The 25,690-nt window shown below is 70.1% G+C and carries 28 protein-coding genes; 10 read left to right on the top strand and 18 right to left on the bottom strand.

Annotated elements, in window-relative coordinates:
• The first annotated feature begins 25 nt into the window (after positions 1-25).
• From N4G66_RS02675 to N4G66_RS02660, 4 genes are all read left to right on the top strand, one after another.
• Positions 26-292, top strand: a complete 267-nt coding sequence (locus tag N4G66_RS02675; protein WP_261702266.1) for a hypothetical protein — start codon at positions 26-28, stop codon at positions 290-292.
• Between the two features lie 105 nt (positions 293-397).
• On the top strand, positions 398-925 hold the full coding sequence (locus N4G66_RS02670) for a PadR family transcriptional regulator (protein WP_261702265.1): 528 nt from the start codon (positions 398-400) through the stop codon (positions 923-925).
• Positions 922-1,620 carry an ABC transporter ATP-binding protein gene (locus N4G66_RS02665; protein ID WP_261702264.1) on the top strand — a complete coding sequence of 233 codons (699 nt, stop codon included), beginning with the start codon at positions 922-924 and terminating at the stop codon, positions 1,618-1,620. The genes N4G66_RS02670 and N4G66_RS02665 overlap by 4 nt, the downstream gene beginning before the upstream one ends.
• Positions 1,617-3,950, top strand: a complete 2,334-nt coding sequence (locus N4G66_RS02660) for an ABC transporter permease (protein ID WP_261702263.1) — start codon at positions 1,617-1,619, stop codon at positions 3,948-3,950. Before N4G66_RS02665 ends, N4G66_RS02660 begins: the two co-directional genes overlap by 4 nt.
• A 90-nt stretch (positions 3,951-4,040) precedes the next feature.
• On the opposite strand, the gene N4G66_RS02655 is transcribed toward N4G66_RS02660, so the two are convergent.
• The 4 genes from N4G66_RS02655 to N4G66_RS02640 all read right to left on the bottom strand — a co-directional run bounded on the left by N4G66_RS02655 (position 4,041) and on the right by N4G66_RS02640 (position 7,120).
• Positions 4,041-4,469, bottom strand: a complete 429-nt coding sequence (locus tag N4G66_RS02655) for a hypothetical protein (RefSeq protein WP_261702262.1) — start codon at positions 4,467-4,469, stop codon at positions 4,041-4,043.
• Positions 4,470-4,473: 4 nt separating this feature from the next.
• Positions 4,474-4,920, bottom strand: coding sequence for a roadblock/LC7 domain-containing protein (locus tag N4G66_RS02650; protein WP_261702261.1), 447 nt, complete (start codon positions 4,918-4,920; stop codon positions 4,474-4,476).
• 53 nt (positions 4,921-4,973) lie between these two features.
• Entirely contained in the window at positions 4,974-5,933 is a 960-nt protein-coding gene (locus N4G66_RS02645) for a MarR family transcriptional regulator (RefSeq protein WP_315903603.1), read from the bottom strand.
• A gap of 278 nt (positions 5,934-6,211) precedes the next feature.
• Positions 6,212-7,120 (bottom strand): LysR substrate-binding domain-containing protein, encoded by a 909-nt coding sequence (locus N4G66_RS02640; RefSeq protein WP_261702438.1) that lies wholly within the window; start codon positions 7,118-7,120, stop codon positions 6,212-6,214.
• Between the two features lie 341 nt (positions 7,121-7,461).
• Here N4G66_RS02640 and N4G66_RS02635 point away from each other — a divergent pair, with 341 nt between their 5' ends.
• The gene (locus tag N4G66_RS02635) at positions 7,462-8,016 is read left to right on the top strand and encodes a peroxiredoxin (RefSeq protein ID WP_261702259.1); all 555 of its coding nucleotides are present in this window, start codon (positions 7,462-7,464) and stop codon (positions 8,014-8,016) included.
• A 6-nt stretch (positions 8,017-8,022) separates the two neighbouring features.
• Complete coding sequence (locus N4G66_RS02630) at positions 8,023-8,556, top strand: alkyl hydroperoxide reductase (protein WP_261702258.1); 534 nt, start codon at positions 8,023-8,025, stop codon at positions 8,554-8,556.
• A gap of 154 nt (positions 8,557-8,710) precedes the next feature.
• Here N4G66_RS02630 and N4G66_RS02625 read toward each other — a convergent pair whose 3' ends face one another.
• The 4 genes from N4G66_RS02625 to N4G66_RS02610 form a co-directional block, all read right to left on the bottom strand.
• The gene (locus N4G66_RS02625; protein WP_261702257.1) at positions 8,711-10,126 is read right to left on the bottom strand and encodes an AI-2E family transporter; all 1,416 of its coding nucleotides are present in this window, start codon (positions 10,124-10,126) and stop codon (positions 8,711-8,713) included.
• A 136-nt stretch (positions 10,127-10,262) separates the two neighbouring features.
• Positions 10,263-10,979, bottom strand: a complete 717-nt coding sequence (locus tag N4G66_RS02620; RefSeq protein ID WP_261702256.1) for a lytic transglycosylase domain-containing protein — start codon at positions 10,977-10,979, stop codon at positions 10,263-10,265.
• 410 nt (positions 10,980-11,389) lie between these two features.
• Positions 11,390-12,715: a PhoH family protein gene (locus N4G66_RS02615; protein ID WP_261702255.1), complete on the bottom strand. Its 1,326-nt coding sequence runs from the start codon at positions 12,713-12,715 to the stop codon at positions 11,390-11,392.
• A 320-nt stretch (positions 12,716-13,035) separates the two neighbouring features.
• Positions 13,036-13,809 (bottom strand): isoprenyl transferase, encoded by a 774-nt coding sequence (locus N4G66_RS02610; RefSeq protein WP_261702254.1) that lies wholly within the window; start codon positions 13,807-13,809, stop codon positions 13,036-13,038.
• Positions 13,810-13,953: 144 nt separating this feature from the next.
• On the opposite strand from N4G66_RS02610, the gene mgrA reads away from it, so the two are divergent.
• The 3 genes from mgrA (at position 13,954) to N4G66_RS02595 (ending at position 17,255) form a co-directional block, all read left to right on the top strand.
• Positions 13,954-14,991, top strand: coding sequence for an L-glyceraldehyde 3-phosphate reductase (mgrA, locus tag N4G66_RS02605; RefSeq protein WP_261702253.1), 1,038 nt, complete (start codon positions 13,954-13,956; stop codon positions 14,989-14,991).
• Between the two features lie 408 nt (positions 14,992-15,399).
• On the top strand, positions 15,400-15,744 hold the full coding sequence (locus N4G66_RS02600) for a DUF192 domain-containing protein (protein ID WP_261702252.1): 345 nt from the start codon (positions 15,400-15,402) through the stop codon (positions 15,742-15,744).
• Between the two features lie 359 nt (positions 15,745-16,103).
• On the top strand, positions 16,104-17,255 hold the full coding sequence (locus tag N4G66_RS02595; RefSeq protein WP_261702251.1) for a winged helix DNA-binding domain-containing protein: 1,152 nt from the start codon (positions 16,104-16,106) through the stop codon (positions 17,253-17,255).
• Positions 17,256-17,457: 202 nt separating this feature from the next.
• Here N4G66_RS02595 and N4G66_RS02590 read toward each other — a convergent pair whose 3' ends face one another.
• Positions 17,458-18,246: a class I SAM-dependent methyltransferase gene (locus N4G66_RS02590; protein ID WP_261702250.1), complete on the bottom strand. Its 789-nt coding sequence runs from the start codon at positions 18,244-18,246 to the stop codon at positions 17,458-17,460.
• An 85-nt stretch (positions 18,247-18,331) separates the two neighbouring features.
• Here N4G66_RS02590 and N4G66_RS02585 point away from each other — a divergent pair, with 85 nt between their 5' ends.
• Positions 18,332-18,844 carry a DinB family protein gene (locus N4G66_RS02585; protein ID WP_261702249.1) on the top strand — a complete coding sequence of 171 codons (513 nt, stop codon included), beginning with the start codon at positions 18,332-18,334 and terminating at the stop codon, positions 18,842-18,844.
• 26 nt (positions 18,845-18,870) lie between these two features.
• Here the strand turns inward: N4G66_RS02585 and N4G66_RS02580 are convergent, their stop codons facing one another.
• The 9 genes from N4G66_RS02580 to N4G66_RS02540 form a co-directional block, all read right to left on the bottom strand.
• Positions 18,871-19,767 (bottom strand): LLM class flavin-dependent oxidoreductase, encoded by an 897-nt coding sequence (locus N4G66_RS02580; protein ID WP_261702248.1) that lies wholly within the window; start codon positions 19,765-19,767, stop codon positions 18,871-18,873.
• A gap of 41 nt (positions 19,768-19,808) precedes the next feature.
• Positions 19,809-20,435 carry a dihydrofolate reductase family protein gene (locus N4G66_RS02575; protein WP_261702247.1) on the bottom strand — a complete coding sequence of 209 codons (627 nt, stop codon included), beginning with the start codon at positions 20,433-20,435 and terminating at the stop codon, positions 19,809-19,811.
• Positions 20,436-20,520: 85 nt separating this feature from the next.
• Complete coding sequence (locus N4G66_RS02570; protein WP_261702246.1) at positions 20,521-21,168, bottom strand: OmpA family protein; 648 nt, start codon at positions 21,166-21,168, stop codon at positions 20,521-20,523.
• Between the two features lie 3 nt (positions 21,169-21,171).
• On the bottom strand, positions 21,172-21,765 hold the full coding sequence (locus tag N4G66_RS02565) for a hypothetical protein (protein WP_261702245.1): 594 nt from the start codon (positions 21,763-21,765) through the stop codon (positions 21,172-21,174).
• A gap of 15 nt (positions 21,766-21,780) precedes the next feature.
• Positions 21,781-22,389: a pilus assembly protein TadG-related protein gene (locus N4G66_RS02560; protein ID WP_261702437.1), complete on the bottom strand. Its 609-nt coding sequence runs from the start codon at positions 22,387-22,389 to the stop codon at positions 21,781-21,783.
• A complete protein-coding gene (locus N4G66_RS02555; protein WP_391858741.1) occupies positions 22,386-22,574 on the bottom strand; it encodes a hypothetical protein in 189 nt (62 codons plus the stop codon). The genes N4G66_RS02560 and N4G66_RS02555 overlap by 4 nt, the downstream gene beginning before the upstream one ends.
• A 117-nt stretch (positions 22,575-22,691) precedes the next feature.
• Positions 22,692-23,423 (bottom strand): response regulator transcription factor, encoded by a 732-nt coding sequence (locus tag N4G66_RS02550; protein ID WP_261702243.1) that lies wholly within the window; start codon positions 23,421-23,423, stop codon positions 22,692-22,694.
• Positions 23,416-24,792 carry a sensor histidine kinase gene (locus N4G66_RS02545; RefSeq protein ID WP_261702242.1) on the bottom strand — a complete coding sequence of 459 codons (1,377 nt, stop codon included), beginning with the start codon at positions 24,790-24,792 and terminating at the stop codon, positions 23,416-23,418. Before N4G66_RS02545 ends, N4G66_RS02550 begins: the two co-directional genes overlap by 8 nt.
• Positions 24,792-25,682, bottom strand: a complete 891-nt coding sequence (locus N4G66_RS02540; RefSeq protein ID WP_261702241.1) for a type II secretion system F family protein — start codon at positions 25,680-25,682, stop codon at positions 24,792-24,794. Before N4G66_RS02540 ends, N4G66_RS02545 begins: the two co-directional genes overlap by 1 nt.
• Positions 25,683-25,690 lie beyond the last annotated feature (8 nt).

Here is a 25,690-nt window from a genome sequence, read left to right as displayed (position 1 = left end):
TCCAGCCGAACCCGGGGTTCCACCGGTGACCGATCCCGCGGAGGGGGCCCCGGCGCGCCGGCCGCAGCAGCAGCGCAAGCAGGTGCTGCTGCGACTCGATCCGCTGGTGTACGAGGCCCTGGCCCGATGGGCGGGCGACGAACTGCGCTCGGCCAACGCGCAGATCGAGTTCCTGCTGCGCCGCGCGCTCGCCGAGTCCGGGCGCCTGCCCGGCGGCGCGGGACCGATTCCCGGCCGGGGACGGCCGCCGGTTTCCGGGGAGCCGCCGGACGGGCCGGTTTCAGAACCGTGACAATCGGCCGTGACCAGCCGGTTCCCCCTCTCCGAGCCTCCGCTCCCGCGACCTGTACACGGCGCGTATACACGCGATGTATACGCCGTGTGTAGAGTGCTCCGCATGTCCATCGGTCACACCCTCCTAGGGCTCCTGGAGTCCGGGCCACGCCACGGTTACGACCTGAAGCGGGCCTTCGACGAGAAGTTCGGTCACGACCGGCCGCTGCACTACGGCCAGGTCTACTCGACGATGTCGCGGCTGCTGAAGAACGGGCTCGTCGAGATCGACGGGATCGAGGCGGGCGACGGCCCCGAGCGCAAGCGGTACGCGATCACCGAAGCCGGGATCACCGACGTACAGCGCTGGCTCGCGACGCCGGAGAAGCCCGAGCCGTACCTCCAGTCGACTCTGTACACGAAGGTCGTCCTCGCCCTGCTGACCCACCGCGACGCGAGCGAGCTCCTCGACACCCAGCGTTCGGAGCATCTGCGGATGATGCGCATGCTGACCGAACGCAAGCGCAAGGGCGACCTGGTCGATCAGCTGATCTGCGACCACGCCCTCTTCCATCTGGAGGCCGATCTGCGGTGGCTGGAACTGACCGCGGCGCGCCTCGACAAGCTCGCCGAGGCGGTGACGACCCGATGACCGCGGCCACCCCTCCTCCGGGTTCCCTGCTCATAGCGTCGGAGCTGCGCAAGACGTACGGCTCCACCACCGCTCTGGACGGTGCCGCGTTCTCCATCCACCCCGGCGAGGTCGTCGCCGTGATGGGGCCCTCCGGCTCCGGCAAGTCCACCCTGCTCCACTGTCTCGCCGGGATCGTCACCCCCGACTCGGGCTCGATCACGTACAACGGCCGCGAGATGGCCACGATGAACGACGCCCAGCGCAGTGCGCTGCGCCGCTCCGAGTTCGGGTTCGTCTTCCAGTTCGGCCAGCTCGTACCTGAGCTGAGCTGTGTCGAGAACGTCGCGCTGCCGCTGCGGCTGAACGGCACGGGCCGCAAGGAGGCCGAGCGCACCGCGCTGTCGTGGATGGAGCGGCTGGAGGTCGACGACCTCAGGGGCAAGCGGCCCGGTGAGGTCTCCGGCGGCCAGGGACAGCGCGTGGCGGTCGCCCGTTCGCTGGTCACCAGCCCGCGGGTGCTCTTCGCCGACGAGCCGACCGGCGCGCTCGACTCCCTCAACGGCGAGCGCGTGATGGAGCTGCTGACCGAAGCGGCCCGCTCGACGAACGCCGCCGTCGTGCTCGTCACGCACGAGGCGCGCGTGGCCGCGTACTCGGACCGCGAGATCGTCGTACGGGACGGCAAGTCCAGGGACATGGAGCGGATCGTATGAGTGCCCGCCAGTGGTCCCGCGACCTCGCCATGGGCGCCAAGTTCGCGGTGACCGGGGGCCGTGAGGCCTGGGTGCGGGTCCTTCTGACGGCCGTCGGGGTCGGACTCGGGGTGGCGCTGCTGCTGCTCACCACGGCGCTCCCGAGCGCGCTGGACGCCCGGCACCACCGGGAGAGCGCCCGGGGCTACCTGATGTACAGCTCGACGGTCGAGAAGAAGTCCGACCGCACGCTGCTCGTCGCCACCTCGGACACCACCTTCCGCGACGAGGACGTACGCGGCCGGCTGGTCGAACCCGAGGGCTCCCGGGCACCGTTGCCGCCGGGCGTGTCCACGTTCCCGGCGGTCGGCGACATGGTCGTCTCCCCCGCTCTCGACCGGCTGCTGAAGTCACCCGAGGGCAGGCTCCTGCGTGAGCGGTTCGACCGCCGTGTGAGCGGCACGATCGCCGACAGCGGGCTCGTCGATCCGCACGAACTCGCCTACTACGCGGGCGCCGACGGACTGACCGTCGGCGCGCTGAGCACCGGCCGGGTCGAGCGCATCGACACGTTCGGCTACGAGGAGCGGTCCGAGGCGATGGACCCCGTCCTGCTGCTGCTCGTACTGATCGTCTTCGTGGTGCTGCTGATGCCGGTCGGCGTCTTCATCGCCGCGGCCGTACGGTTCGGCGGTGAGCGTCGCGACCGGCGGCTGGCGGCGCTGCGGCTGGTCGGCGCGGACGGGCGGATGACCCGGCGCATCGCCGCCGGCGAGGCGCTGGCCGGGGCCCTGGTCGGACTGCTCCTCGGTGCCGGGTTCTTCCTGATCGGGCGTCAGCTCGCGGGCCTGATAATGCTCTTCAGGATCAGCGTCTTCCCGAGCGACCTCAATCCGACGCCCGCCCTGGTGGCGCTGGTGGCCCTCGCGGTCCCGTCCGCCGCGGTCGCGGTGACGCTCCTCGCGCTGCGCGGCGTCGTCATCGAACCGCTCGGCGTGGTGCGTACGGCCCGGCCCTCGCGGCGCCGGCTGTGGTGGCGGCTGCTGCTGCCGCTGGGCGGCCTCGCGATGCTGTACCCGATGATCGGGCAGGGGCGGTCCAACGGGAACTTCAACGAATACCTCGTCATCGGTGGCGTCCTGCTGCTGCTGGTCGGGATCACCGCGCTGCTGCCCTGGGTGGTCGAGGCGGTCGTGGCCCGGCTGAACTCCGGTGGCGTCGCCTGGCAACTGGCCATCCGCAGGCTCCAGTTGAGCAGCGGCTCGGCGGCCCGCCTGGTCAACGGCATCGCGGTGGCGGTGGCCGGCGCGATAGCCCTGCAGATGCTGTTCGCCGGGGTCGACAGCGACTACACGAAGGTCAACAAGAACGATCTCACCCGGGCCCAGATGTCCGTCAACGTGCCGGACAAGGTACCGATGGACAAGGCGGTCCGAGAGCTGTCGGGAACCAGGGGGGTCACCCGGGCGACGGCCCTCGGACGGACCGATCTGGGCGACCGGCGCGACGAACCCGAGCGCCAGTCGAGCGTGACGGTCGGCGACTGCGCGGCCCTGCGGGAGACGGCCAGGCTGCCCTCCTGCAAGGACGGCGACATCTTCGCGGTGGAGAACGCCGAGTGGGACGAGAACACCGCGGCGCTCGACAAGGCCGGTACCAAGCTCTACCTCGACACGTCCAACGGCTCCTTCGCCAAGGGCAAGGAGGTTCCCTGGACGGTGCCGAAGGACATCTTGCGGGCGGACTCGCGCAAGGACCCCTCGGGCGACGAGCGCGGCGGCTTCCTGTTCACGCCCGGCGCGCTGCCCGAGCGGGCCGCGTCCGCCGTGCAGGGGACGGTCTACCTCCAGCTCGACGAATCGGTGCCGGACGTCCGTGAACTCGTCCGCAACAGCGCGGCGCGGATCGACCAGCAGGCCGAGGCCAACACCTGGACGGCGACGACCCAGGCCGGGAAGTTCACGACCATCCGTACCGGGCTGTTCGTCGGTGCGGCCTGCGTTCTCCTGCTGATCGGCGCGAGCCTGCTGGTCTCCCAGCTGGAGCAGCTGCGCGAGCGCAGGAAGCTGCTGTCGGCGCTGGTTGCCTTCGGCACCCGGCGCCGCACGCTGAGCATGTCGGTGCTGTGGCAGACCGCGATCCCGATCGCCCTGGGGCTCGGCCTCGCGATGATCGTGGGCCTCACCCTCGGCACGGTCCTGCTCAAGATGACGGGCACCTCGGTGAGCGTGGACTGGGCGAGCGTGCTGTCGATGACCGGCATCGGGGCGGGGGTCGTGCTCCTGGTGACCCTGCTCAGCCTGCCGCCGCTGATCCGGCTGATGCGGCCGGACGGACTGCGTACGGAGTAACCGGACGGACCGCATGCGGCGCGGGACGCCGTATGCGGTCCGCGCCACCGCCGGTGGCCCTCCCCGCCGGGGCGGGCCACCGGTTCGCGTTCAGAGGCTGTACTCCCGCACCACGCGCCGGACCTGGGCGAAGAGCATTCCCACGTTGACCGCCTTGCGGCAGACGACCACGGCGACCACGTCCTGCTGATCGTTCATGCGCACGAACAGATGGGTGAGGTTGTCGCTGTTGACCAGGATCTCCTGGAAGAAGTGCGAGTCGGACTCGATACCGCGGCGTTCCTTGAACACGTCCTCGATCATCTGGACCGTGCGCCCCTGGAACAGGTCGAGGGTCGCGCCCGCGAGCAGGTCCAGGACCTCCGGCGGATGGTTGTCGACGGTCTCGTACGACAGCAGCATTCCGGTCGACATGTCGACCGCTCCGGAGGCGACGCAGTCCGGCGCGTCGGTGCGCAGTGATTTGACCAGGCCCATGATCTGGTCGGAGAACCCCGTCGTCATTCGCTTGCTGGCCATGTCGTCATACCCCTTCGGTCGCGGTTTCGGTCACGGCTCCGACGAGGGCGTCGGGTGCGGTCGGGGTCCCGGCGAGCGGGTCGGGGTCGGTGAGAATCGACCCGATACGGCCGAGGGCCGGCCGGGTCTGCTCGTGGAGCCGTTCGAGGTCGATGCCCTCGTCGCCGAGGACGATCATCAGCGCGGTGTCGCCGACCGCGTAGAAGGCCGCGAGGCCCTGGCTGCCGTAGGTCACGGTCTGACGGAACGCGCCCCGGCCGGTCACCGCGGTCGCGCGGCGCGCGATGCCGAGGCCCGCGGCGGCGATCGCGGCGAGACTCTCCGGGTCGATGGTGTCGGCGGTGTCGGCCGCGATGAGCATTCCGTCGGCTGCCGCCACCGCCGTATCGGTGATTCCGGGCACCTGTTCCCGGAGCCCTCTCATTTCCCTGGCCAGCGCCTCGTGATTCATGTATTGAACTCCCTGATTATTGTGCGCATTTGATCGATGACAGGCATGCGGTTTCACGTACCGGAGTCCGGGGTCCAGATCCGGTGCCGGAGTCGGAAGAATCCTTTCCAGCTCGCCCCGGTCCTTTCGGGGGCGAGCGTTTCGGTGATTCCGCTCGCGCCGGGCTCACGGCGCGGCAAGGACGGAGCATTCGCGCCGGGCTCTCTGCGGGGCAGGGACGGAGCGCTCGCCCCGGGAGGCGGGCCGGAGGACGGCCGGGGCTCCGGTGCCGGGGCCTGTCCGGCGGCCACCGCGGAGGACAGGGCCGAGAACACCGTGGGGTCGATCGCGGGCGGGGCGCCGGACGGCCGCTGCCGGAGCGCTCCGGTCGGCAGGTCCCGGACGGTGACCGGGGCGGCGGACTCGGGCTCCTCCGGCAGTTCCAGCAGACCCTCGCCGAGCATGCGGGCCATCCCCACCGTCACGGTGTAGGCGCCGAGGCCGGTCGCGAAGGCGATGTCACGGGCTGTCCGGCGGCCGTCGGCGTGGGCCAGTAACTCCTTCTGAGGAAGGGGCAGTTGCTCGCGTATCTCGTCCGGTACCGGCGCGGGCACGGGGCGTTCCCGGTCCGGTCGTACGGGCTGCGGCAGGGCGGCGACGGCCGCGAGCTTCCTCGCCGCGTCCTGAAGCAACCGTCCCGGCGCCTCCCCGAGGACGACCGGCGCGTACGGCTCGAAAGCGGCGTCGAGCGGGTCGCACGCCTCCACATCACCGGCCACGACGGCGAACGCCGCGTCCTGCATCGCCATCATGCAGACGACCCGGAGCTGCGCGGCCCCCGCGTAACCGTGCGCGATCAGTCCGGCCTCCGGCCAGCGGGTGCCTCCGGTCTCCCGGAGCAGTTCGGCCCACTGCTCACCGCTGATACGGCCGGAACGCAGCAGCCGTGCCTCGGGACCGGGGGCGCCCGGACTCTCGACGGCGACGACACAGCCGTCACGGAGATGGAAGACTCCCCCGGGTTTTCCGGACACCCGCAGTTTCCCCGTCGCCCGTGTGCCCTGGCATTCGCTCAGCGCGCGCGACAGCAGGTCGTATCCGACCCTGCCAAGGGAATCCCGAATGCCCGACATCACTCCCCTTGGAACTTCCGGCACTTCGCACAGACGCCTGACGAGTCACCCTGAGGGGGTTATGTGTATCAGCCGGGGCGGATATCCCAGCGAGAGTCGCACTACCTGACGGAAGTTGAAATATCCCGCCTGCCGAGAGACTTCATCGGTCGTTCGATTGACCGACTCTGTACGGCAGTTCAGGCCTCCGCGCCCAACACCCGTACAGGCAAGGGGCGCAGCGCCTCGCGGAGCGCCTCCGCCAGTTCCCGGTACTCCGTCCCCCGCGCCGCACCCGCCCGCATCGCGAGCGCGATCCGCCGGGTGGGCGCCGGATCCGCGAAGTACCCGGTGAGGAGCTGATTGCTGCGGGTCGTCTCCACCTTGACGGCGGTGCGCGGCAGCAGGGTCACCCCGAGGCCTCCGGCGACCAGCTGGACGAGGGTCGACAGGCCCGCGGCGGTGGTGGTGACGGGGGCGTCCGCGCGCCCGGCCTCACGGCAGATGTCCAGGGCCTGGTCGCGCAGGCAGTGGCCCTCGTCGAGCAGCAGCAGACGGAGTTCGCGCAGCGCCTCGCGGGGAATGCCCTCCCGGCCGCCGAGCCAGTGGTCGAGCGGGGTCACCAGCACGAAGTCCTCGTCGAACAGCGGGAGTTCGGCGACTCCGGGCATGCCGAGGGGGACCGCGAGCAGCAGCAGATCGAGCCGCCCGACCGTGAGGCCCTCCAGCAGGCTGGCGGTCTGCTCCTCGTGCACCTGGAGGTCGAGGTCGGGGTAGCGGTCGTGGACGAGCCGCAGCACGGTGGGCAGGAGGTAGGGGGCGACGGTGGGGATGACACCGAGGCGCAGCGCCCCGGTGAAGGGGGCGCGCACGGCCTCCGCCTCCTCCATCAGCGCGCCGACCTCGTCCAGCACCGCCTTGGCGCGTACGGCGAGACGCTCACCGGCGGGCGACAGCAGCACCTTGCGGGTCGTACGCTCCAGCAGGGTCACCCCGAGGATCTCCTCCAGGGCGGAGACCGCGCCGGACAGTGCCGGCTGGCTCATGCCGATCGCGGCGGCGGCGTCCCGGAAGTGCAGATGCTCGGCCACGGCGGTGAAGGCGCGCAGCTGCGCGAAGCTGGGACTGCGGCGCCCGCCCCCTTTGCCGCCCGCCCTCCCGACGGCCCCCGTCCTGGCGAGGGCCGGACCCGTCGCCCCGGCAGGTCCTGCCCTTCCGGGGGCGGCCGTCTCGCCGGTGGCGTCGGCGGTGCCGGTTTCGCCGATGGGGCTCGCCATGGCCGCACCTCTCGTTCCGCGTCGGTTCACCGGCTGCAACTGATAGCCGAATCCGATCAACACGACCGAGTGTAGCTATTTCTCGAATCAATGCGGCCCGTGTCAACATCAAGTTCGTCCACCCCCAGGGAAATGCCCCCAAAAAGGGCTATCCCTCGCTGCAAGGAGAGCGCGTGCTCACTGTCGGTGACAAGTTCCCCCAGTTCGACCTGACCGCCTGCGTATCGCTGGAAAAGGGCCAGGAGTTCGAGCAGATCGACCACAAGACCTACGAGGGCAAGTGGAAGATCGTCTTCGCGTGGCCCAAGGACTTCACCTTCGTGTGCCCGACCGAGATCGCGGCCTTCGGCAAGCTGAACGACGAGTTCGCCGACCGTGACGCGCAGGTGCTCGGCTTCTCCGGCGACTCCGAGTTCGTGCACCACGCCTGGCGCAAGGACCACGACGACCTGCGTGACCTGCCTTTCCCGATGATGGCCGACTCGAAGCACGAGCTCATGCGTGACCTCGGCATCGAGGGCGAGGACGGTTTCGCCAAGCGCGCCGTCTTCATCGTCGACCAGAACAACGAGATCCAGTTCTCCATGGTGACCGCCGGCTCCGTCGGCCGTAACCCCAAGGAGGTCCTGCGGGTCCTGGACGCTCTCCAGACGGACGAGCTCTGCCCCTGCAACTGGACCAAGGGCGAGAACACCCTCGACGCGGTCGCCCTCCTGGCCGGTGAGTGATCTTCCATGTCGCTCGACGAACTGAAGTCCGCCGTACCGGACTACGCCAAGGACCTGCGCCTGAACCTCGGTTCGGTCATCGGCAACAGCGACCTCCCGCAACAGCAGCTGTGGGGCACCGTGCTGGCCTGCGCGATCGCCTCGCGTTCGCCGCGCGTGCTGCGTGAGCTGGAGCCCGAGGCGAAGGATCGGCTGTCGCCCGAGGCGTACACGGCCGCCAAGTCGGCCGCCGCGATCATGGCGATGAACAACGTCTTCTACCGGACGCGGCACCTGCTCTCCGACCCGGAGTACGGCACGCTGCGGGCCGGACTGCGGATGAACGTCATCGGCAACCCCGGCGTGGACAAGGTCGACTTCGAGCTGTGGTCGCTCGCCGTCTCCGCCGTCAACGGCTGCGGACAGTGCCTCGACTCCCACGAGCAGGTGCTCCGTAAGGCGGGCGTCGACCGGGAGACGATCCAGGAGGCGTTCAAGATCGCGGCCGTCCTCCAGGCGGTCGGTGCCACGCTGGACGCCGAGGCCGTTCTCGCCGAGTAGTCCTCGCGCACCCCGGGCAGTCCAAGCCTGCCCGAGTTCCCAGGGCCCCGTTCACCCGTGTGGTGGGCGGGGCCCTGAGTGTTGTCGTCCCCCGGGCCACGGGCCACCCGCCACCGCACGAGCAAGTGAGTGAGTGAGTGAGAAGGCGCAGGCCCTACGGCGTCGGACGGTGGGCCGGGGACGCGTCCAGCGCGGTGGCGCCCCGGGGCTCCGGGGCGTGCCGCAGGTCGGCTTCACGGGCGTACGAACGCAGGTACACGACCACCGTGTTGGTCACCGCGACCAGCGGGACCGCGACGACCGCTCCGCCGATGCCGGCGACCATGCCACCCGCGGCGACCGAGAGGACCACCGCGAGCGGGTGGACACGGACCGCGCGGCCCAGGATGAAGGGCTGCAGGATGTGGCCCTCGATCTGCTGGACGGCGAGGACCACGAGGAGGGTCATGACGGCGGCGAAGACACCCTGGGTCACCAGCGCGACCACCACCGCCAGCGCCCCGGAGATCACCGCGCCCACCAGCGGGATGAACGCGCCGAGGAAGATGAACACGGCGAGCGGCACGGCCATCGGGACCTTGAGGAAATAGATGCCCAGGCCGATGAAGATCGCGTCGATCATGGCCACTACCACCGTGCCGCGGACGTACGCCGTGAGCGTGCGCCACGCGCGCGGGCCCGCGCCCGCGACCCCGGTCCGGGCGGCGGCCGGGACGAGCTTGAGCGACCACTCCCAGATCCGCTTGCCGTCGTAGAGCAGGAAGAGGGTCGAGAACATCGTGAGCAGGATGCCCGTGAGGGCCTCCACGACCACCGTCACACCCTGCAGGCCCGCCGACGTGATCTGGTCCGTGTTCGCGCCGATCGCCTCGCGGAGGTTCTTCGCGATCTTGTTGATCTGCTTGTCCGTCACATGGAACGGGCCCTTGAGGAGCCACTTGCGCAGCTCGTCGATGCCGTCCTGGATCTGGTTGGAGAGGTTGTCGATGTTCTCCTGGACCTGCCAGACCACGAACCAGCCGATCAGCCCCATGATGACGAAGCCGAGGACGGCGGTGAGCGCGGTGGCGAGCCCGCGCGGCACCCCGTAACGCGTCAGCCGGGCCACCGCCGGCTGGAGCAGCGCGGTGATGAGCAGTGCGGCCACGAAGGCCAGCACCACGAGCTGTACGGCGCTGATGACCCGCATCAGCACCCAGAGCGCGCCCGCGAGGATGAGCAGCCTCCAGGCGGCCTCGGCGGCGACGCGCACCCCCCACGGCACGGCGAAGGCGGGGTCGGGACGCTGGGACGTCACCGTGTACGCGGCTGTCGTGGCCGTTTCCTCGGAAGGCCGCTGGACCGGGAGCGCGGACGGCTCCGCGTCCGCCACCGAGTCCTTGGGGGAGCCGGGAGCCTCCGGGAGGGTGCCGGGTGCGCCGAGGGGAGCGCGCGCGTCGAGGACGACGCCTTCGCCGTCGAGGGGGCCCTGCGACTCCAGCTCGACCTCGGCGCGGCGTTCGTCCAACCGCTCACCCAGCTCGGTGAGTCCGGCGCCGAGCCGGCCGAGCCATCCTGGTACACGCGACATGATGCGTCCTTTTCCCCCGCTGCTCCCCACCACTCCCCCCTGGAGTCGTCGGGTCCGACCGTACATGGCCGAAGCCCCTCCCCTTAGGACGGGGAGGGGCTTCGCAAGGTTGAGCGGCCGGCGAAAGGCGCGGAGCCTAGTACCAGCTGTTGGCCTGCCAGAACGACCAGGCGTCACAAGGACTGCCGTACCGGCTGTTCATGTAGTTGAGGCCCCACTTGATCTGTGTGGCCGGGTTCGTCTGCCAGTCGGAACCGACGGACGACATCTTGGAGCCGGGCAGGGCCTGGAAGAGACCGTAGGCACCCGAGGAGGCGTTGACAGCCCGGTAGTTCCAGCTGGACTCGTGGTTCACGATGTTGCTGAAACACTGGAACTGACCGCTCGGCACCATCTGGGCCGCCATCGCCTGGATCTGCGCGACGGTGTACGAGGCCTGGACGGAGAAGCTGGAGGCGTCACGCGTCGCGGAGCGGCTGGCCGCTTCCGCCGCCGCCTTGCGCTCCTTGGCTTCCTTCTCGGCCTTCGCCGCAGCCTTCTGCTTCGCGACGGCGTCGTCGGCAGCCTGCTTGCGGGCGGACTCCTCCGCGTCCTTCTTGGCACTCGCGTCGGCGGCGATGGCCTGGGCGTCGGCCTGCTGCGTCAGTGACGCGGTCTGCACCTGGGCCTGCTGGCCCGCAGGTATGTCTGCGAGGAGAGTCGAGTCGCTCGCCGTCGCCTCGGCATCGTTCGAGGGCTGGGCGACGCTGCCCGAGGCAACTCCGACCACGCTTCCGACAGCGGTGACCGCCGTGGCCGAAGCCACTGCGAATCCCCGGACCGAAATCCGGCTCACACGGTTTCCTTCCAGCATCGCCCGTTTAGGTGACCCTCGCGGACGCAATCGTGCCCCTCGGCGCTGGCCTCCCAACTGCGGGGTCACGGGGAGACACGGGCCCGGTGGGCAACTCCCGCTCGGGGAGCGCCGCGTGGTGCGCGGGCGGCATACGACGGCTCTATGGAGTTCTGAGGTTCCGGTGTTGCCGTACCGCTGGGGATACAGCTGTGTCGTATGCGGGGCCTGACAGGAGTGAGACTTTAGCCGCAACGCGACGCCGCACGGCAATTCCGCGTCGCGTGTGAAAGCTCACACCCCGTTTGCCTCAGCTGTTTCGCGGAAACGCCAGCGCAGCAAGACGCCGCCCGGCTAGGCTTTTTGCCTTTGCCGGACGGCGCCAACCAGCGTGTATCAACCACCCTTTGACCAGGTGGGGACAGCTGGGATCAGATCTGCCCGTCCTCCAGCATTTCGGTCACGAGTGCCGCAATCTGGGACCTCTCGGAACGATTCAGCGTGACGTGCGCGAAGAGCGGATGGCCCTTCAACTTCTCTACGACGGCGACCACTCCGTCGTAGCGCCCGACGCGCAGATTGTCCCTTTGCGCCACATCGTGGGTCAGAACAACCCGCGAATTGGCGCCGATCCGGGACAGAACGGTCAGCAGGACGTTCCGTTCCAGGGACTGGGCCTCGTCCACGATCACGAACGCGTCGTGGAGCGAGCGGCCACGGATGTGCGTGAGCGGCAGGACCTCCAGCATCCCGCGCGCGGTGACCTCCTCGATGACCTCGCGGCTGGTGACCGCGGAGAGGGTGTCGAACACCGCCTGGGCCCAGGGGCTCATCTTCTCGGACTCGGAGCCGGGCAGATAGCCGAGCTCCTGCCCGCCCACCGCGTACAGCGGCCGGAAGACCATCACCTTCTGGTGCTGGCGGCGTTCGAGGACGGCCTCCAGACCCGCGCAGAGCGCGAGCGCGGACTTGCCGGTGCCGGCCCGGCCGCCCATCGACACGATCCCGATGTCCGGGTCGAGCAGCAGATCGAGCGCGATGCGCTGCTCGGCACTGCGGCCCTTGATGCCGAACGCCTCACGATCGCCGCGTACGAGCCGGACGTTGCCCTCGGAGGTGACGCGGCCGAGGGCCTTGCCGCGCTCCGACTGGATCGTCAGGCCCGTATGCACGGGCAGGCCGGCCGCTTCGGGGACGTAGACGTGCCCCTCCTCGAAGAGGATGTCCACCTGTTCGCCGGCCAGGCTCAGTTCGGACATTCCGGTCCAGCCGGAGGAGCCCGTGATGGCGAGCTCCGCGCGGTACTCCTCGGCGAGGAGACCCACGGAGGACGCCTTGATCCTGAGCGGCAGGTCCTTCGAGACGACGGTGACGTCGAACCCCTCGGCCTGCAGGTTGCGGGCGACCGCGAGGATGCGGGAGTCGTTGTCCCCCAGGCGGTACCCGCTGGGCAGGACGCTGGGGTCCGAGTGGTTGAGCTCGACGCGTACCGTCCCGCCGAGGTCCCCGACGGGAATCGGGGAGTCGAGGCGGCCGTGCCGGACCCGGAACTCGTCGAGCAGGCGCAGGGCCTGCCGGGCGAAGTAGCCGAGTTCGGGATGGTGCCGCTTGGCCTCCAGCTCCGTGACCACGACGATCGGAAGCACTACTTCATGCTCGTCGAAGCGGCTCAGGGCATTCGGGTCGGCCAGCAGAACGCTGGTGTCGAGAACATAGGTGCGCCGGTCAGGCTTGCGGCGCTTTGTGCTGGTCACCACGGAAGGACGTACCCCCTCGGATGAGGTCGGGGAGCGACGAAGGAGATCTGGACCGGTTACCGGCACCGATGCGCGGGCCGAAAACCGGCCCTCCGCTTCGTCCGTACTGACCGCACGGTCGGGCTGGTGCAAAGGGCCTCCCGGGCGGACGGCCCCGAGCCGTCCGCTGAGATACGACACCCGTGGTTCGGGCGTCGACCTGCAAGGCTTATGCCCTCGAACGAGCGAAGCCATGCCAGGGCATATGACGGCGCGTTCGTTAACTCCCGATGACGTACGTCCCCGCAGGGTGCCCCGGGTGACGCGGGGCACCCTGGAATTCAGCCTCCGTAACGGCGGTGTCGCGCCGCGTAGTCACGCAGGGCGCGAAGGAAGTCGACCTTCCGGAAGGCGGGCCAGAAGACTTCGCAGAAGTAGTACTCGGAGTGCGCGGTCTGCCAGAGCATGAATCCGGACAGCCGCTGTTCACCGCTGGTGCGGATCACCAGGTCGGGATCGGGCTGGGCGCCGGTGTAGAGGTGCTTGCCGATGAGGTCGACGTCGACGCGGTCCGCGAGGTCCTCCATCGAGGTGCCCTTGTCGGCGGCGTCGAGGATCATCGAGCGCACGGCGTCGGCGATCTCCTGGCGACCGCCGTAGCCGATGGCGACGTTGACGACTATCCCCTCGACGTGCGCGGTGGCCTCCTCGGCCTCCTTGAGGGCCGACTGCATCGGGGAGGGCAGGATGTCCCGCGTCCCGACGTGGTGCACCCGCCAGCGGCCGTCGGCCGCCAGCGTGCGGACGACGCCCTCGATGATGCCGAGGAGCGGACCGAGCTCCTCCTGCGGGCGGTCGAAGTTGTCGGTGGACAGCAGCCAGAGGGTGACGACCTCGACATCGGTCTCGGAGCACCAGCCGAGGAACTCCCCGATCTTGTCGGCTCCGGCCCGGTGGCCCTGGGCGGTGGTGGAACCCGCCGCCTTCGCCCAGCGTCGGTTGCCGTCCATGATGACGCCGATGTGCTTGGGCACCTGGTCGTGGTCGAGGTGGCCTTCCACCCTGCGTGCATAGAACCTGACCAGCAGACGGCGCAGGTTGTCGCGCAAGGTCACGTGTTGTCAGCCCCTCCGTGCGGATCGGACAGCCGCGCCCGAGCACGGTCCCTGTCCATATGACGATCCCCCGGGGCGAAGCCTACCCCCGTGAAACGCGGGAGCTGCCGAGGGGCCCGTGCGCCCTGACATAGGTTCGTCCTCATGAACGACCCCTCTCTGTACCGGGCCGCAACGGAGCGGTACGACTCGATGGAATACCGGCGTACGGGCCGCAGCGGCCTCAAGCTGCCCGCGATCTCGCTCGGCCTGTGGCACAACTTCGGCGACGACCGCTCACTGGACTCCCAGCGCGCGATCCTGCGCCGCGCGTTCGATCTCGGCGTCACCCACTTCGACCTCGCCAACAACTACGGGCCGCCGCCCGGCTCGGCGGAGATCAACTTCGGCAGGCTGCTGAAGGAGGACTTCGCCCCCTACCGGGACGAGCTGGTCATCTCGACCAAGGCGGGCTACCTCATGCACCCGGGTCCCTACGGCGAGTGGGGCTCCCGCAAGTACCTATTGTCCTCCCTCGACGCCTCGCTGCGGCGGATGGGCGTCGACCACGTCGACATCTTCTACTCGCACCGCTTCGACCCGGACACCCCGCTGGAGGAGACGATGGGCGCGCTCGCGTCCGCCGTCCAGCAGGGCAAGGCGCTCTACGTCGGCGTCTCCTCGTACACCAGCGAGCAGACCGCGGAGGCGGCCCGGATCCTCACCGGGATGGGTGTCCGTCCGCTCATCCACCAGCCCTCGTACTCGATGCTCAACCGCTGGACCGAGGACGACAGCCTGCTCGACACGCTGGAGGCGGCCGGCATGGGCTGCATCTCCTTCGCGCCGCTCGCGCAGGGCCTGCTGACGGGCAAGTACCTCCAGGGCATCCCGGAGGGCTCGCGCGCCACCCAGGGCAAGTCACTGGACCCGGACCTGCTGAGCGAGGACGTCGCACGCCGGCTGAACGGGCTGAACGGCATCGCGGCCCGGCGGGGCCAGTCGCTCGCCCAGCTCGCGCTCACCTGGGTGCTGCGCGACCAGCGGATGACCTCCGCCCTCATCGGCGCGTCCAGCGTGCGGCAGCTGGAGGAGAACCTGGCGGCGCTGGCCGCACCGGAGCTCACGAACGAGGAGCTGAAGGAGATCGACACGTTCGCGGTGTCGACACAGGGCACGAACATCTGGGCCCAGCGGCACTGAGTCACCGGAATCCCGGACCGCGCGGGGCGGACCCTCGGGGGGGCGCACGGGGGCGCCTGCCGGGCGGGCCGTCGCGGGCACAAAAAACGGGCCGGTCCGTGGGGGGGAGACGGACCGGCCCGAGGGGGGGTTTCCACCATAACCCTTCGTAAGTGATGCTGTGTGCATCCGCGTGCCACAACTACTCTCCGAAGTCGCCCAGCGACGCCGCGGTGAGCACGGAACCATCGATTCCGGGTGTGATCATGGCCGAATCACAGCTGATTCAAAGGGAATCGAGGAGGATCGGGAGAGATCCAATGGGTCTGCGCCCGCTTGTGGGGCGTGGCACCGACTTGTCCCCACGTACTCCGGGCGAGTGATCCGCGTGGCGCGCTCCCGCTTGACTCCACCGCTAACTTCGCACCCATGGCCACGTTCACGACGGACACGACGCGAGGGACACCCGAGCCGGTGCCCCTGGAGCTCGCCGCGACGGCGCGCGCCCGGCGGCGGGGACTGCTCGGGCGCTCGGGGATCGAGGGCGCACTGCTGCTGACACCGGCGAACTCGGTGCACACACTGGGGATGCGGTTCGCGATCGACGTCGCCTATCTGGACCGGTCGTCACGAGTCCTGGCGGTGCGCACGATGCGTCCGGGCCGGCTGGGACTGCCACGGCCGCGAGCCCGGCAGGTCCTGGAGGCGGAGGCCGGGGCGATGCGGCGATGGGGAGTGCGGCGCGGGACGCGGATCACGGTCCAGGGCGGCTGACAGCACGTCACCGGGCAAGGCAGCACCGCGCAGCCCCCTCCGCTGCGCGGTGCCACACGCGCAGCTTTGCTCACGCGAATTACCTTGGTCTGAACTTACGTGAGCCAAACATCCAGGGCGACACGCGCTCGATAACGATGTGGAAAACCCGTGTGGATGTGCCGCACACCCCGAGGCCCCCAGCGGGCTCCTCGTCCGCCATCCGGACGGACATCTCACTCCGAGCACCCCTCAATGGGATGCTTTCGGTCAATCTGCTCGGGCCTGCATGGATCACCCCGCTCGCCCGCGTTGCGCGCGTCGCCGGGGCTCCGCACAGCGGACAGGAACTGACCTCTTTCCCTTCTAGCGTCGGCCGTATGACCTTGAGGATCACATGGGACGAGGCGAGCGCCCGGCGCCTGGAACGGCAGTTCCTGTCCGTTCCCGCGCGGGCCGGGACACCGGTCGCCGAGGTGGTCGGCGCGATGCTCGGCGCCCACGCGCAGGTGCTGTCGGCGGCAGAGGTGTCGGTGGGCGTACGGGCCGAGGGCGTGACCCGGGCGGACGTCCGCGCGGCACTGTGGGAGGAGCGCTCGCTGGTGAAGACGTACGGCCCGCGCGGCACCCTTCATCTGCTGTCGGCCACCGGGCTCTCCTTCTGGACCGCCGCTTTGACGGCGATTCCGACCGGTCCGAGCCCCTTCGCGCAAGATGCGCGGATGACCGCGGCGCAGGCCGACGAGGTCGTCGCCGCGATCGCCGACGCCCTGGCCGGCACCTCGCTGACCATCGACGAGCTGAGCGAGGCGGTAGTGGCGCGCACCGGAACGTGGGCCGGGGACCTGGTGATGCCCGCGTTCCAGGGGATGTGGCCGCGGTGGCGGCAGGTGATGCACCGGGCGGGCCAGCGGGGCGTCCTGTGCCTCGGCCCCAACCGGGGGCGCAAGGTGACGTACACCCGGCCTCCGCACTTCCGGCCGATGGCCGCCGACGAGGCACTCTCCCTGCTCGTACGCCGGCATCTGCGCGCCTACGGTCCGGCGACGGCAGCGCACTTCGCCCAGTGGGCGGCGGCTCCCCGGGGCTGGGCCCGCGACCTGTTCGCCGCGCTGGCCGACGCCGGGGTGATCGAAGAGGTCGACTTCGCGGGCGGACCGGCGTGGGTGGCGGCGGGCGACACCGACTTCCCGGGTGAACCGGCGCGCGGAGTCCGGCTGTTGCCGTACTTCGACGCGTACGGCATCGGCTGCCGGCCGCGTGAACTGCTGTTCCCCGGGGCCGCCTACGAGCGGGCGCTGGCCGGCGGCCAGGCGGGGAACCATCCGGTGCTGCTCGTCGACGGCGTGGTGTCCGGGGTCTGGCACCAGCGGCGCAGCGGACGCCGCACGACGGTCACCGTGGACCCGCTGGTACGGCTGACAGCGGCACAGGAGAGGGAGTTGGCACGACAGGCGGAACGGGTGGGCGAAATCCTGGAGGCGACACCGGAGTTGGTGGTGGGGAAAGTGACGTCGGGGCCGCATGCGTGACGGCAGGGGTGCGTCTGCGACGGCAGGGGTGCGTGGGTGACGGTGGGGCCGCTTGCCTGGCCGCGGGGTCGTGTGGCTGACGGCGGACCGCGGGCGTGGTCGCGGAGTCGTAGGACCGACAGCAGGCCCGCGGCGTGGTCGCGGGACGCTCGCGCGGTGGCTGGGCCTGCGGGTCTGCGGTCCCCCGGGGCCTGTGTGGTAGCTAGTCCTGCGGATCTGCGGTCCCCCGGGGCTTGCGTGCCTCGATCAGGAACCGGGCGCTGTGTGCGACGAACGGGCCCTGCGTCTCGATCTGTTCGTGCAGGGCGCGGAGCCTTTGCCGGTAGGCGTCGACGGTGAAGCCCGGGACCATCCAGATCACCTTGCGCAGGAAGTGGACGACGGCGCCGACGTCGTGGAACTCCATGCGCAGCCGCTCCGAGCGCAGATCGACGACGTCGAGCCCGGCGGCCTCGGCGGCGGCGCGGGCGAGGCCCGGGTCGCGGCCGTTCCTGACCTCCTCAGGCTGCGGGCCGAGGAAGTACTCGACGAGCTCGAAGACGCTCGCGGGACCGACCTGCTGGGAGAAATAGGCGCCGCCGGGGCACAGCACGCGAGCGATCTCGTCCCAGTACGTCGCCACCGGGTGCCGACTGGTGACCAGGTCGAAGGCCCCGGCCGCGAACGGCAGCGGCGCGTCCTCCGGGCAGGCGACCACCACGGCGCCCCGGGGGTGGAGCAGGGCGGTGGCCTTCGCGACGTTCGGCGGCCAGCCCTCGGTGGCGACGGTGAGCGCGGGCAGCTTCGGGGCGGAGTTCAGGACCTCCCCGCCGCCCGTCTGGATGTCGAGGGCGCCGCGCGCGCGGGCCAGCCGCTCCCCCATCGCCCGCGCGTACCCCCACGAGGGCCGCTCCTCGGTGGCCCGGCCCTCGAACCAGGAGAAGTCCCAGCCGTCGACGGACGCCGTCTCGGCTTCGGCGACGAGGTCTTCGAAGGTGCGCGCGGTGCTCATGGGGCGATTCTCGCAACGGACGCGGTCTCGGGGCGATGTGATTTCCCGGGCGGGTGATGTCAGTGGCCGCTGCTACGTTCCGGGCATGCCTACGAATCCGGGAACCACGCCGACGCCGTACACCGGCGGCGAGAAGGAAACCCTGCACGCCAGTCTCGACCGGCATCGGGACGTCGTGCTGTGGAAGCTCCAGGGCCTGGACGACGAACAGGTCAGACGGGTGATGACCCCGTCCGGCACCAATCTGCTCGGGCTGGTGAAACACCTCGCGTCCGTCGAGTACGGCTGGTTCTGCTCGGCCTTCGGCCGCGAGGTCGAGCCGCTGTGGTTCGACCCCTTCTCCGACGAGGACATGAGCGCGGGCCAGGACGAGACGACGGAGCGGATCGTCGAGTTCTACGGCCGCGCCCGCACCGCCGCCGACCGGACCGTCACCGAGCTGACGCTCGACGACGTGGGCACGACGGGGAACGGCCGGACGGTCTCGTTGCGCTGGGTGCTGGTCCACATGATCGAGGAGACGGCACGGCACGCGGGTCACATGGACATCGTGCGGGAGCTGATCGACGGGGGAACGGGGGATCACCGGCCTGACTGACCGGCCGGGACAGTCGGTCTCCTGCGTCATGACCGACCGGGCGGGTCCTGGGCGAGCAGCGGGCGCACCTGCTCGGCCGCGAAGCGGACGAACCCCTCGGGGTCCGGCTCGTCGGCGGTGGGCTGGAGGACCACCGTGTCGGCGCCGGCGTCCGCGAGCCGCTGGACGGCCTTGGCGACGGTGTCCGCGTCGCCCGCGACGCCGTGTTCCGGGACGGGGTCCTCGCCGTCGGCCTCGATCTCGGCGCGCAGCCGGGCGGCGGCGTCCGCCCCGGTGGCGGTGCGCAGATAGACGACCACCCGGTGGTGTCCGGCCGTCCGTCCGGCCGCCCGCCGTCCCTCCTCGATGAGCCGGAGTGCCTGCCGTACCCCGTCGACGGTGGTCGAGGCGGTGAGGACGGTGCCGTCGGCGGCCTCACCGGCGAGGCGGAGTGTACGGGGCCCGGTGGCACCGGTGAGGACCTCGGGCGCCTCGGCGGGCGGCCAGTCGAGGGCGACGCCGTCGAGCTTCACGTACCGCCCGTCGGTGGTCACGCGCTCGCCGCGCAACAGGGCGCGCAGCGCGTCGAGGTGCTCCCGCAGCAACGTCAGGGGCGACTCGGCCCGCGCCCCGACCTGTCCCATCCACTCCTGGACACCGTGGCCGACCGCGAGGACGGCTCGCCCGGGGAACAGCCGGTGCAGGGTGGCGGCCTCCATCGCGGTTACGGCGACATTGCGCAGCGGGACGGGCAGCAGTCCCACTCCCACCCGCAGGCGCTCGGTCCAGGCGAGTGCGGCCGCGGCGGCGGAGATGCCCCCTTCGAGGAAACAGTCCTCCCACAGCCACAGTTCCTCGAGACCCGCTTCCTCCGCCTCGCGAGCCAGGGCGCGCAGCCGCTCGGGGGAAAGTTGGGGCCGGAAGACAACACCGAGTGACGTCATGCGGCCTTCCTACCCAGGCCACCGGGGCATGAACAACCGCTTTACGTGTCATGAGAGCCGGAGGCACCGGCGGTGCCGGCGCCGGTGTCGGCGGAGGTATCAGCGGCGTGGTCGAGCGCGTAGCGCAGGAGCACGACGCCGTTGGCGAACTCCCGCGTCTCGATGAGGCGGAGCCCGGTCGGGGCCTCTGACTCCGGGAAGAGCCGCTTTCCGCGCCCGATCAGCACGGGGTGGACGTACAGCCTGAACTGGTCCACGAGGTCGTGCCGCAGGAACTCCGCGGCGAGATCGGCTCCCCCGAGACCGATGTCTCCGCCCGGCTGCGCCTTGAGCGCCCGGATCTCCTCGGGCACGACCTCCGGTACGACCGTGGTGTGCCAGTCGGCGTGCTTGAGCGTCCGGGAGAACACCACTTTGGGCATGTTCCGCCAGATCGCGGCGAACTCGGCCATCTCCGGGCCGATCCCCGGGTCCTTGTCGGCCGTCGGCCAGTACGCGGCCATCAGCTCGTGCGTCACCCGCCCGCTCAGCAGGGCGCCGAACTGCCTGATCTCCTCGTTGAAGTGCTGGAGCATCTCGGAGTTGACCCGGTGCCAGTCGATCTCGCGGTTCGGGCCCTCGAAGAATCCGTCGAGCGACACCGACATCATCAACACGATTTTCCTCATGGCGGACTCCATCGACCTCGTGCGCGACCCGTTCGTCGGAGGAATGCTGCCAGGAGGCCGGGCACCGGAGAAGGTGACGCGCGCGTCAGGCGTTGTTCCCGCCGGCCGGGCCCCTCGGGAAGGTCACCTCCACGCGGCGGTTCTTGCGGCGGCCCTGTTCCGAGGTGTTGTCGGCGATCGGGTAGTCCTCGCTGTAGCCCCGCACCTCGAAGGTGATGTCCGCCTCCGCGGAGCCGAGCGCGGCGGCCAGCCGGTCGTGCACCTGTTCCGCGCGGTTCTTGGAGAGGGTCAGACCGTGCGCGTACGAGCCGAGGTTGTCGGTGAATCCGAAGACCCGGACGGTCGTCGCGTGCTGCGCCTTGATCTCGTCCGCGATCGCCTGGATACGGGACTGGGAGTCCGCGTTCAGCTTCGAGCTGTCCTTGGGGAAGAGGACCTCCGCCTGGAGCGCGAACGTCACATCCGAGTTGGTGTCCTCCCGGCGCTCCTCACCTCCGAGGTCCTCCACGACCGACTTGATGTCCAGCACCTTGGCGGGCGCCAGCGTCGCCCCGTCGGCGAGCTTGAGCCCCGGGCTGGTGGCGTCGACTTCGGGGGGCGAAGGAGTGGTGACGCTGCCGGGCGGGGCGCTGGGGTCGCCGTCGTCCGCGTACGCGGGACCCGGAAGGCCGAGGGTGATCAGCACGGCGAGGGCCGTGAACGTCGTCGCGGCGCCGCGGGGCGGGAGGGCCATGGCTCAGCCCTCGGAGATCTCGATGGAGGCGGGGGGCATGGAGCCGACCTGGAAGTCGACGGCGGTGGTGTCGGCGGGGGGTGCGGGGAACTGGGCGAACCATTGGGCGGTCGCACCCTGGCGGACGCCGCCGGTGAACTGCGTGCACAGACAGCGGCCCGAGGTGTCCCGGAGGATGAGGTACTTCTTCTTGCCCTTCTGGTCGATCAAGTTGGCGCCGGCGATGGATCCACCGTTTCTCGCCAGCTCCTTCTCGTCACCGCGCCAATCGGCCGCGACCCAGAGCGAGTCCGTGTTGTTGGTGACCGTTCCTTCAACCGTCACGAACCCGCCGCCATCGCGCTTGGCAGAGGTGACATCGAGCACCAAGCCGTTCTGGCCCTTGACCTCAGCGAGCACCGCATCGGCCTCGGGTGACTGAGATTCCTCCTTGCCGCCGCCACTGCTGCTCTTGACGGGCGTCGACGGTGACGAGGCCCCCTTGTCGGACGTCCCATCGCCTCCCCCGCCGCAGCCGACCACCGTGAGGAGCAGCCCAGCCGTGATGGCCACCGAGCTCAGCGCCGTACGGCCCTTCCTGGTGTGCCGAAAGTCCATCGGTACGGCTTCCTCTCACTCGGCCAGGTGCACGGAGAACAGCACCGACGCGTCCGGCAGGTCGTCCGGGTTGAAGTCTCCGGGGTCGATGTTCACGGTCTCCCCGCCACAGTCGAGTTCGACGGGCTTCTTCGGATCCGCGGCCGGATCGAAATCGCAGCGCGGCTGAATCACGGCGACGGCATGGGCCTTCGCGTGTTTGCCCTCGGTGCCCGGGATGATGGAGCGGCCGACGGTGTAGTTCGTGAGGATGTCGGCCTGGTACCCGGGGTAGCCGTTCCTCGTGACGAACTGAACACCTTGAAGGCTGGAGTTGTTCGCAGCGGCCAGTTGCTGGGCTGCGGCGCCCACTCCGGCCCCGACGGCCTCCTGATCGCCGTTCAGCCAGCCCAGCCAGTTGTCGTCCTTGCCGACAGCGGCGGCCAGACGGTCCATCAACTCGTCCCGAGCATTCTGTGCCGCTGCCAACGCCGAAGCGTCCGCCGCGGATTGAGCTCCATTCCGGGCGGACGCTGCTTGGGCGAAGGCGAAGAAGGCGAACGCGGCGAAGAGCAGAATCCCCGTCAGCCAGATGTAGATGGGGAGGGTCTGCCCCCTGTCATCGCGCGAACGCGCGTGGGTCAGCCTCCGCCGATGACGTTGTTGACCGCGTTCATGATCGCTCCCGAGATCGCGCCGTCCAGCCCCAGGCCATCGATCATGGTGAAGATCCCCGCGATGATGATCATCAGGCCCGCGTACTCCACGAACCCCGCTCCCGCGTCCCGGTTCGTGCCCCGCGTCCGGGAGATCACCGTTCGTGTCCACATGGTGAACCTGTTCATCAGGACTGCCCTCCCACCCGACGCCACTAACGACCCGAGCACCGTACGTGAGAAGTCGCCTACTCCGGGTGGGCCCAGGGGCCCAACTTCTCGGCTGTGGAGTCATCGGCTCCACCCCTCGCGGGTGGTGCCCAGCCAGTGGGCGATCGCTTCGCTGCGCGAAGAACTGTGCAGCTTCGCGAAGATGCGATTGATGTGATTCTTGACGGTCTTCTCAGCGATGAAGCAGGTGGCGGCGATCTGGCGGTTGTTCATGCCGGCCGCGATGAGGTCCATCACCTCCACCTCCCTTGAACTCAGGCCGAAGTCGGGCCGATGGACGGCATGACGGTGAAGTCCCGCCGCTGGTACGGGCCGAACCTCCGAAGACTGTGCCACAGTTGATTGCAGATGCGAAGAGAAAGAGGGCGGTTGGTGCGAAAGTCCGATTGAATCCGGGACAGTCGGAGGTCGATGGCGAACGTCCCGAACGGCGGCGATCAGTTCGGCCGCCGTGAACTCGCCATGGACGAGATAGCCGGAGGCTCCTCTGCGCAGGGCTTCCGCCACGACCTCGGGTTCACGGCTGTACGTCAGCATCATCACCGGGGCGATCCGGCACAGTTCGGGCAGCGCGGTGAGGCCGTCCGTGCCCGGCATGCGCACGTCGAGCAGGACCACGTCCGGGATCAGGCGGGCGGCGTACGCCAGTGCCTCCGCGCCGTCCCGGGCCGCCGCGACGACGGCGATGTCGGGGTGCGCGTCCAGCAGCGCGGTCAGGCCGGCCCGTACGACCGGGTTGTCGTCGGCAACGAGGACACGCAGGGGCGGGCCGGAAAGTGCCTGGTCAGGCATGTGCGGCCTCCTCTTGGAGAGTGGGGGGAGAGGGAAGGGCGGCCGACGGGAGCGGGAAGGTCAGCCGGACCTCGGTGCCCCCTTGCGGGGATCGGTCCAGGGCGATGAGGCCACCGACGCAGGCGGCCCGTTCGGTCATGCCGAGCAGGCCGAAATGGCCGGATCTCGTCCAGGCGGCGAGCATGGCGGGGGTCATGGCCGTCGGCAGGCCCACGCCGTCGTCACCTACGCGCAGCGAGAACCCGTGTGCCGACACGTCGAGTTCGACCGTCACCGCGCTGGCGCCCGCGTGCCGGTGGGCGTTCTCCAGGGCCTCGGACACGATCGCGAGGACGTGGTGGGCCGCACTGCAGGGCAGGACCGGGTCCGTGCCCCGGTGTCGTACGGCGGTGGGAAGGCCGGTTCGAGCCTCGAAGTCCGTTGCCATGGAACCGAGTTCCGGCAGGAGGTCGCTGTCCGGGGCGGTCAGATCAGTGTGGCGCCGCAGGTCCGACAGGAGCGTGCGGGACTCCGCGGCGGCGCGGCGCGCCGCGTCGGCGACGACCGTCGCCTGGCGTTTGAGCGCCCGCGGGTCCGCGCCGTCCGCCGACGCGGCCAGGGCCTCCGCCGCGAGTGCGAGGCCGTGCAGCGTCTTGGCCACCGAGTCGTGCATCTCGCGTGCCAGGCGGGCCCGTTCGGACTCCACCGCCTCCGCGACGGCGAGTCTGCTGGTCGCCTCGGACAGGGCCTGGCTCGCCGTGCCGAAGCGGAACATCAGATTGCGCAGGGTCACGCCGATGATGCCGGCGCCGACGCAGAAGCCCGCGATGAGGAGGGTGTTGGCGCCCGCGCCCGGCCGGTGCTCCCAGGCCCTGAACACCGTGAGCAGGACGACGAGTTGGAAGCCGGTGAAGACGCCCGCGCCGCGCCAGCCGTAGAGCAGGCCCGAGAGGAGCGGGGTGCAGACCGTGGCGTAGGCGAGGGGGGAGGCCGGGGACGCGGTCAGGAGCAGGACCGCGCCGAAGGTGAGGTCGAGGCCCATCAGGGTCGGGTGGGCCAGGAGCCGGGGGCCGAAGCGGTCCCAGTCCCGGAGCATGGCGTAGGAGCCCATGACGCCGAGGACGGCCGCGGCCAGGACGGCGTAGCGGGCGAGGCCGTCCGTGGCGTTCGACATCGCGAAGGGGGCGCCGACCGCGATGGCCGCGAGGCGGACGGCGAAGGCCTGACGGCACAGGGCCTGGAGGGCGTTGAGCTGGAGGCGGATGCCGCCGGGGGCTGGGGCGTCGTCCGCGAGGTAGCCGGTGCCCCGTTCGCGGCTTCGCGTGAACAGGGAGCACCGCCGTCGGGCCTCTCGGCCCGTGTGCGCACAACCGCTCAGGAAGGCGTTCATCAGCGCCCCAGGATCGAGCCGAAGTTCGTCCCCGAGCCCAGGAACATGCCCGTCGCGATGAGGATCATCGTGGCCGGGAGCATGAAGACGAGGGTGACCATCGTGGCCTTGGGGATGGTCTTGGCGGCGCGGCGGCGGGCGTTCTGGGCGTCGGTGCGGCGCATGTCCGTGGCGAGCTGGATGAGGGTCTCGGCGATCGGGGAGCCGAGTTCCTCGCCCTGCTGGAGGGCCGAGACGAACTGGGCCACCTGCTCGGAGGAGTTGCGCCTGCGGAGCTCGTCGAAGGCCTGGCGGCGGCTGACGCCCATGTCCATCTGGCGCAGGGTGATGCGCAGTTCGTCGGCCCAGGGCCCCTCGTACTTCTCCGCGACGCGGTCCAGGGCCTGGCGGAAGCCGAGGCCCGCCGAGACGACGACCGCGAGGACGTCGAGGAAGTCGGGCAGGGTGCGGTCGATGACCTCCTTGCGTTCGCGGACGGCCTGCCAGATGAGGGCGTCCGCGGCGACCAGGCCGAAGGCGAGGGTGAGCACGGCGAAGAGGAGCTGACCGTTGGAGAGGAAGACCAGGCCGAGGACGACGCCGAAGACGCCGTAGACCGCGCGGCGGGCCGCGTAGCGGTTCAGCGTCATGCCGCCGGGGTTGCCCGCCATGTCGATGCGGCGGCGTTTGGCGTCCACGCGCCGGGGACCCATCAGGCGCAGGACGGTCGGCGCGAAGCGCATGCCGAGGCGGTCGACGGCCGAGTCCGCGGCGGAGACACGGGTGCCGCCGACCTCCAGGGCGAGCTGGAGATCGCTGGGGAGTTTGACGTCGGCGCGGATCATCCGGACGCCCAGGAGGACGCCCGCGACGGCCGCACCCATCAGGACGGCGAGCAGCAGCGGCAGCAACGTGACCC

It is taken from the genome of Streptomyces rhizosphaerihabitans, from assembly GCF_025399795.1.
Taxonomy (GTDB): Bacteria; Actinomycetota; Actinomycetes; order Streptomycetales; family Streptomycetaceae; genus Streptomyces; species Streptomyces rhizosphaerihabitans.
Note: the sequence above shows the minus strand (reverse complement) of the source record. Positions and strands in the feature narration are given on the sequence as shown.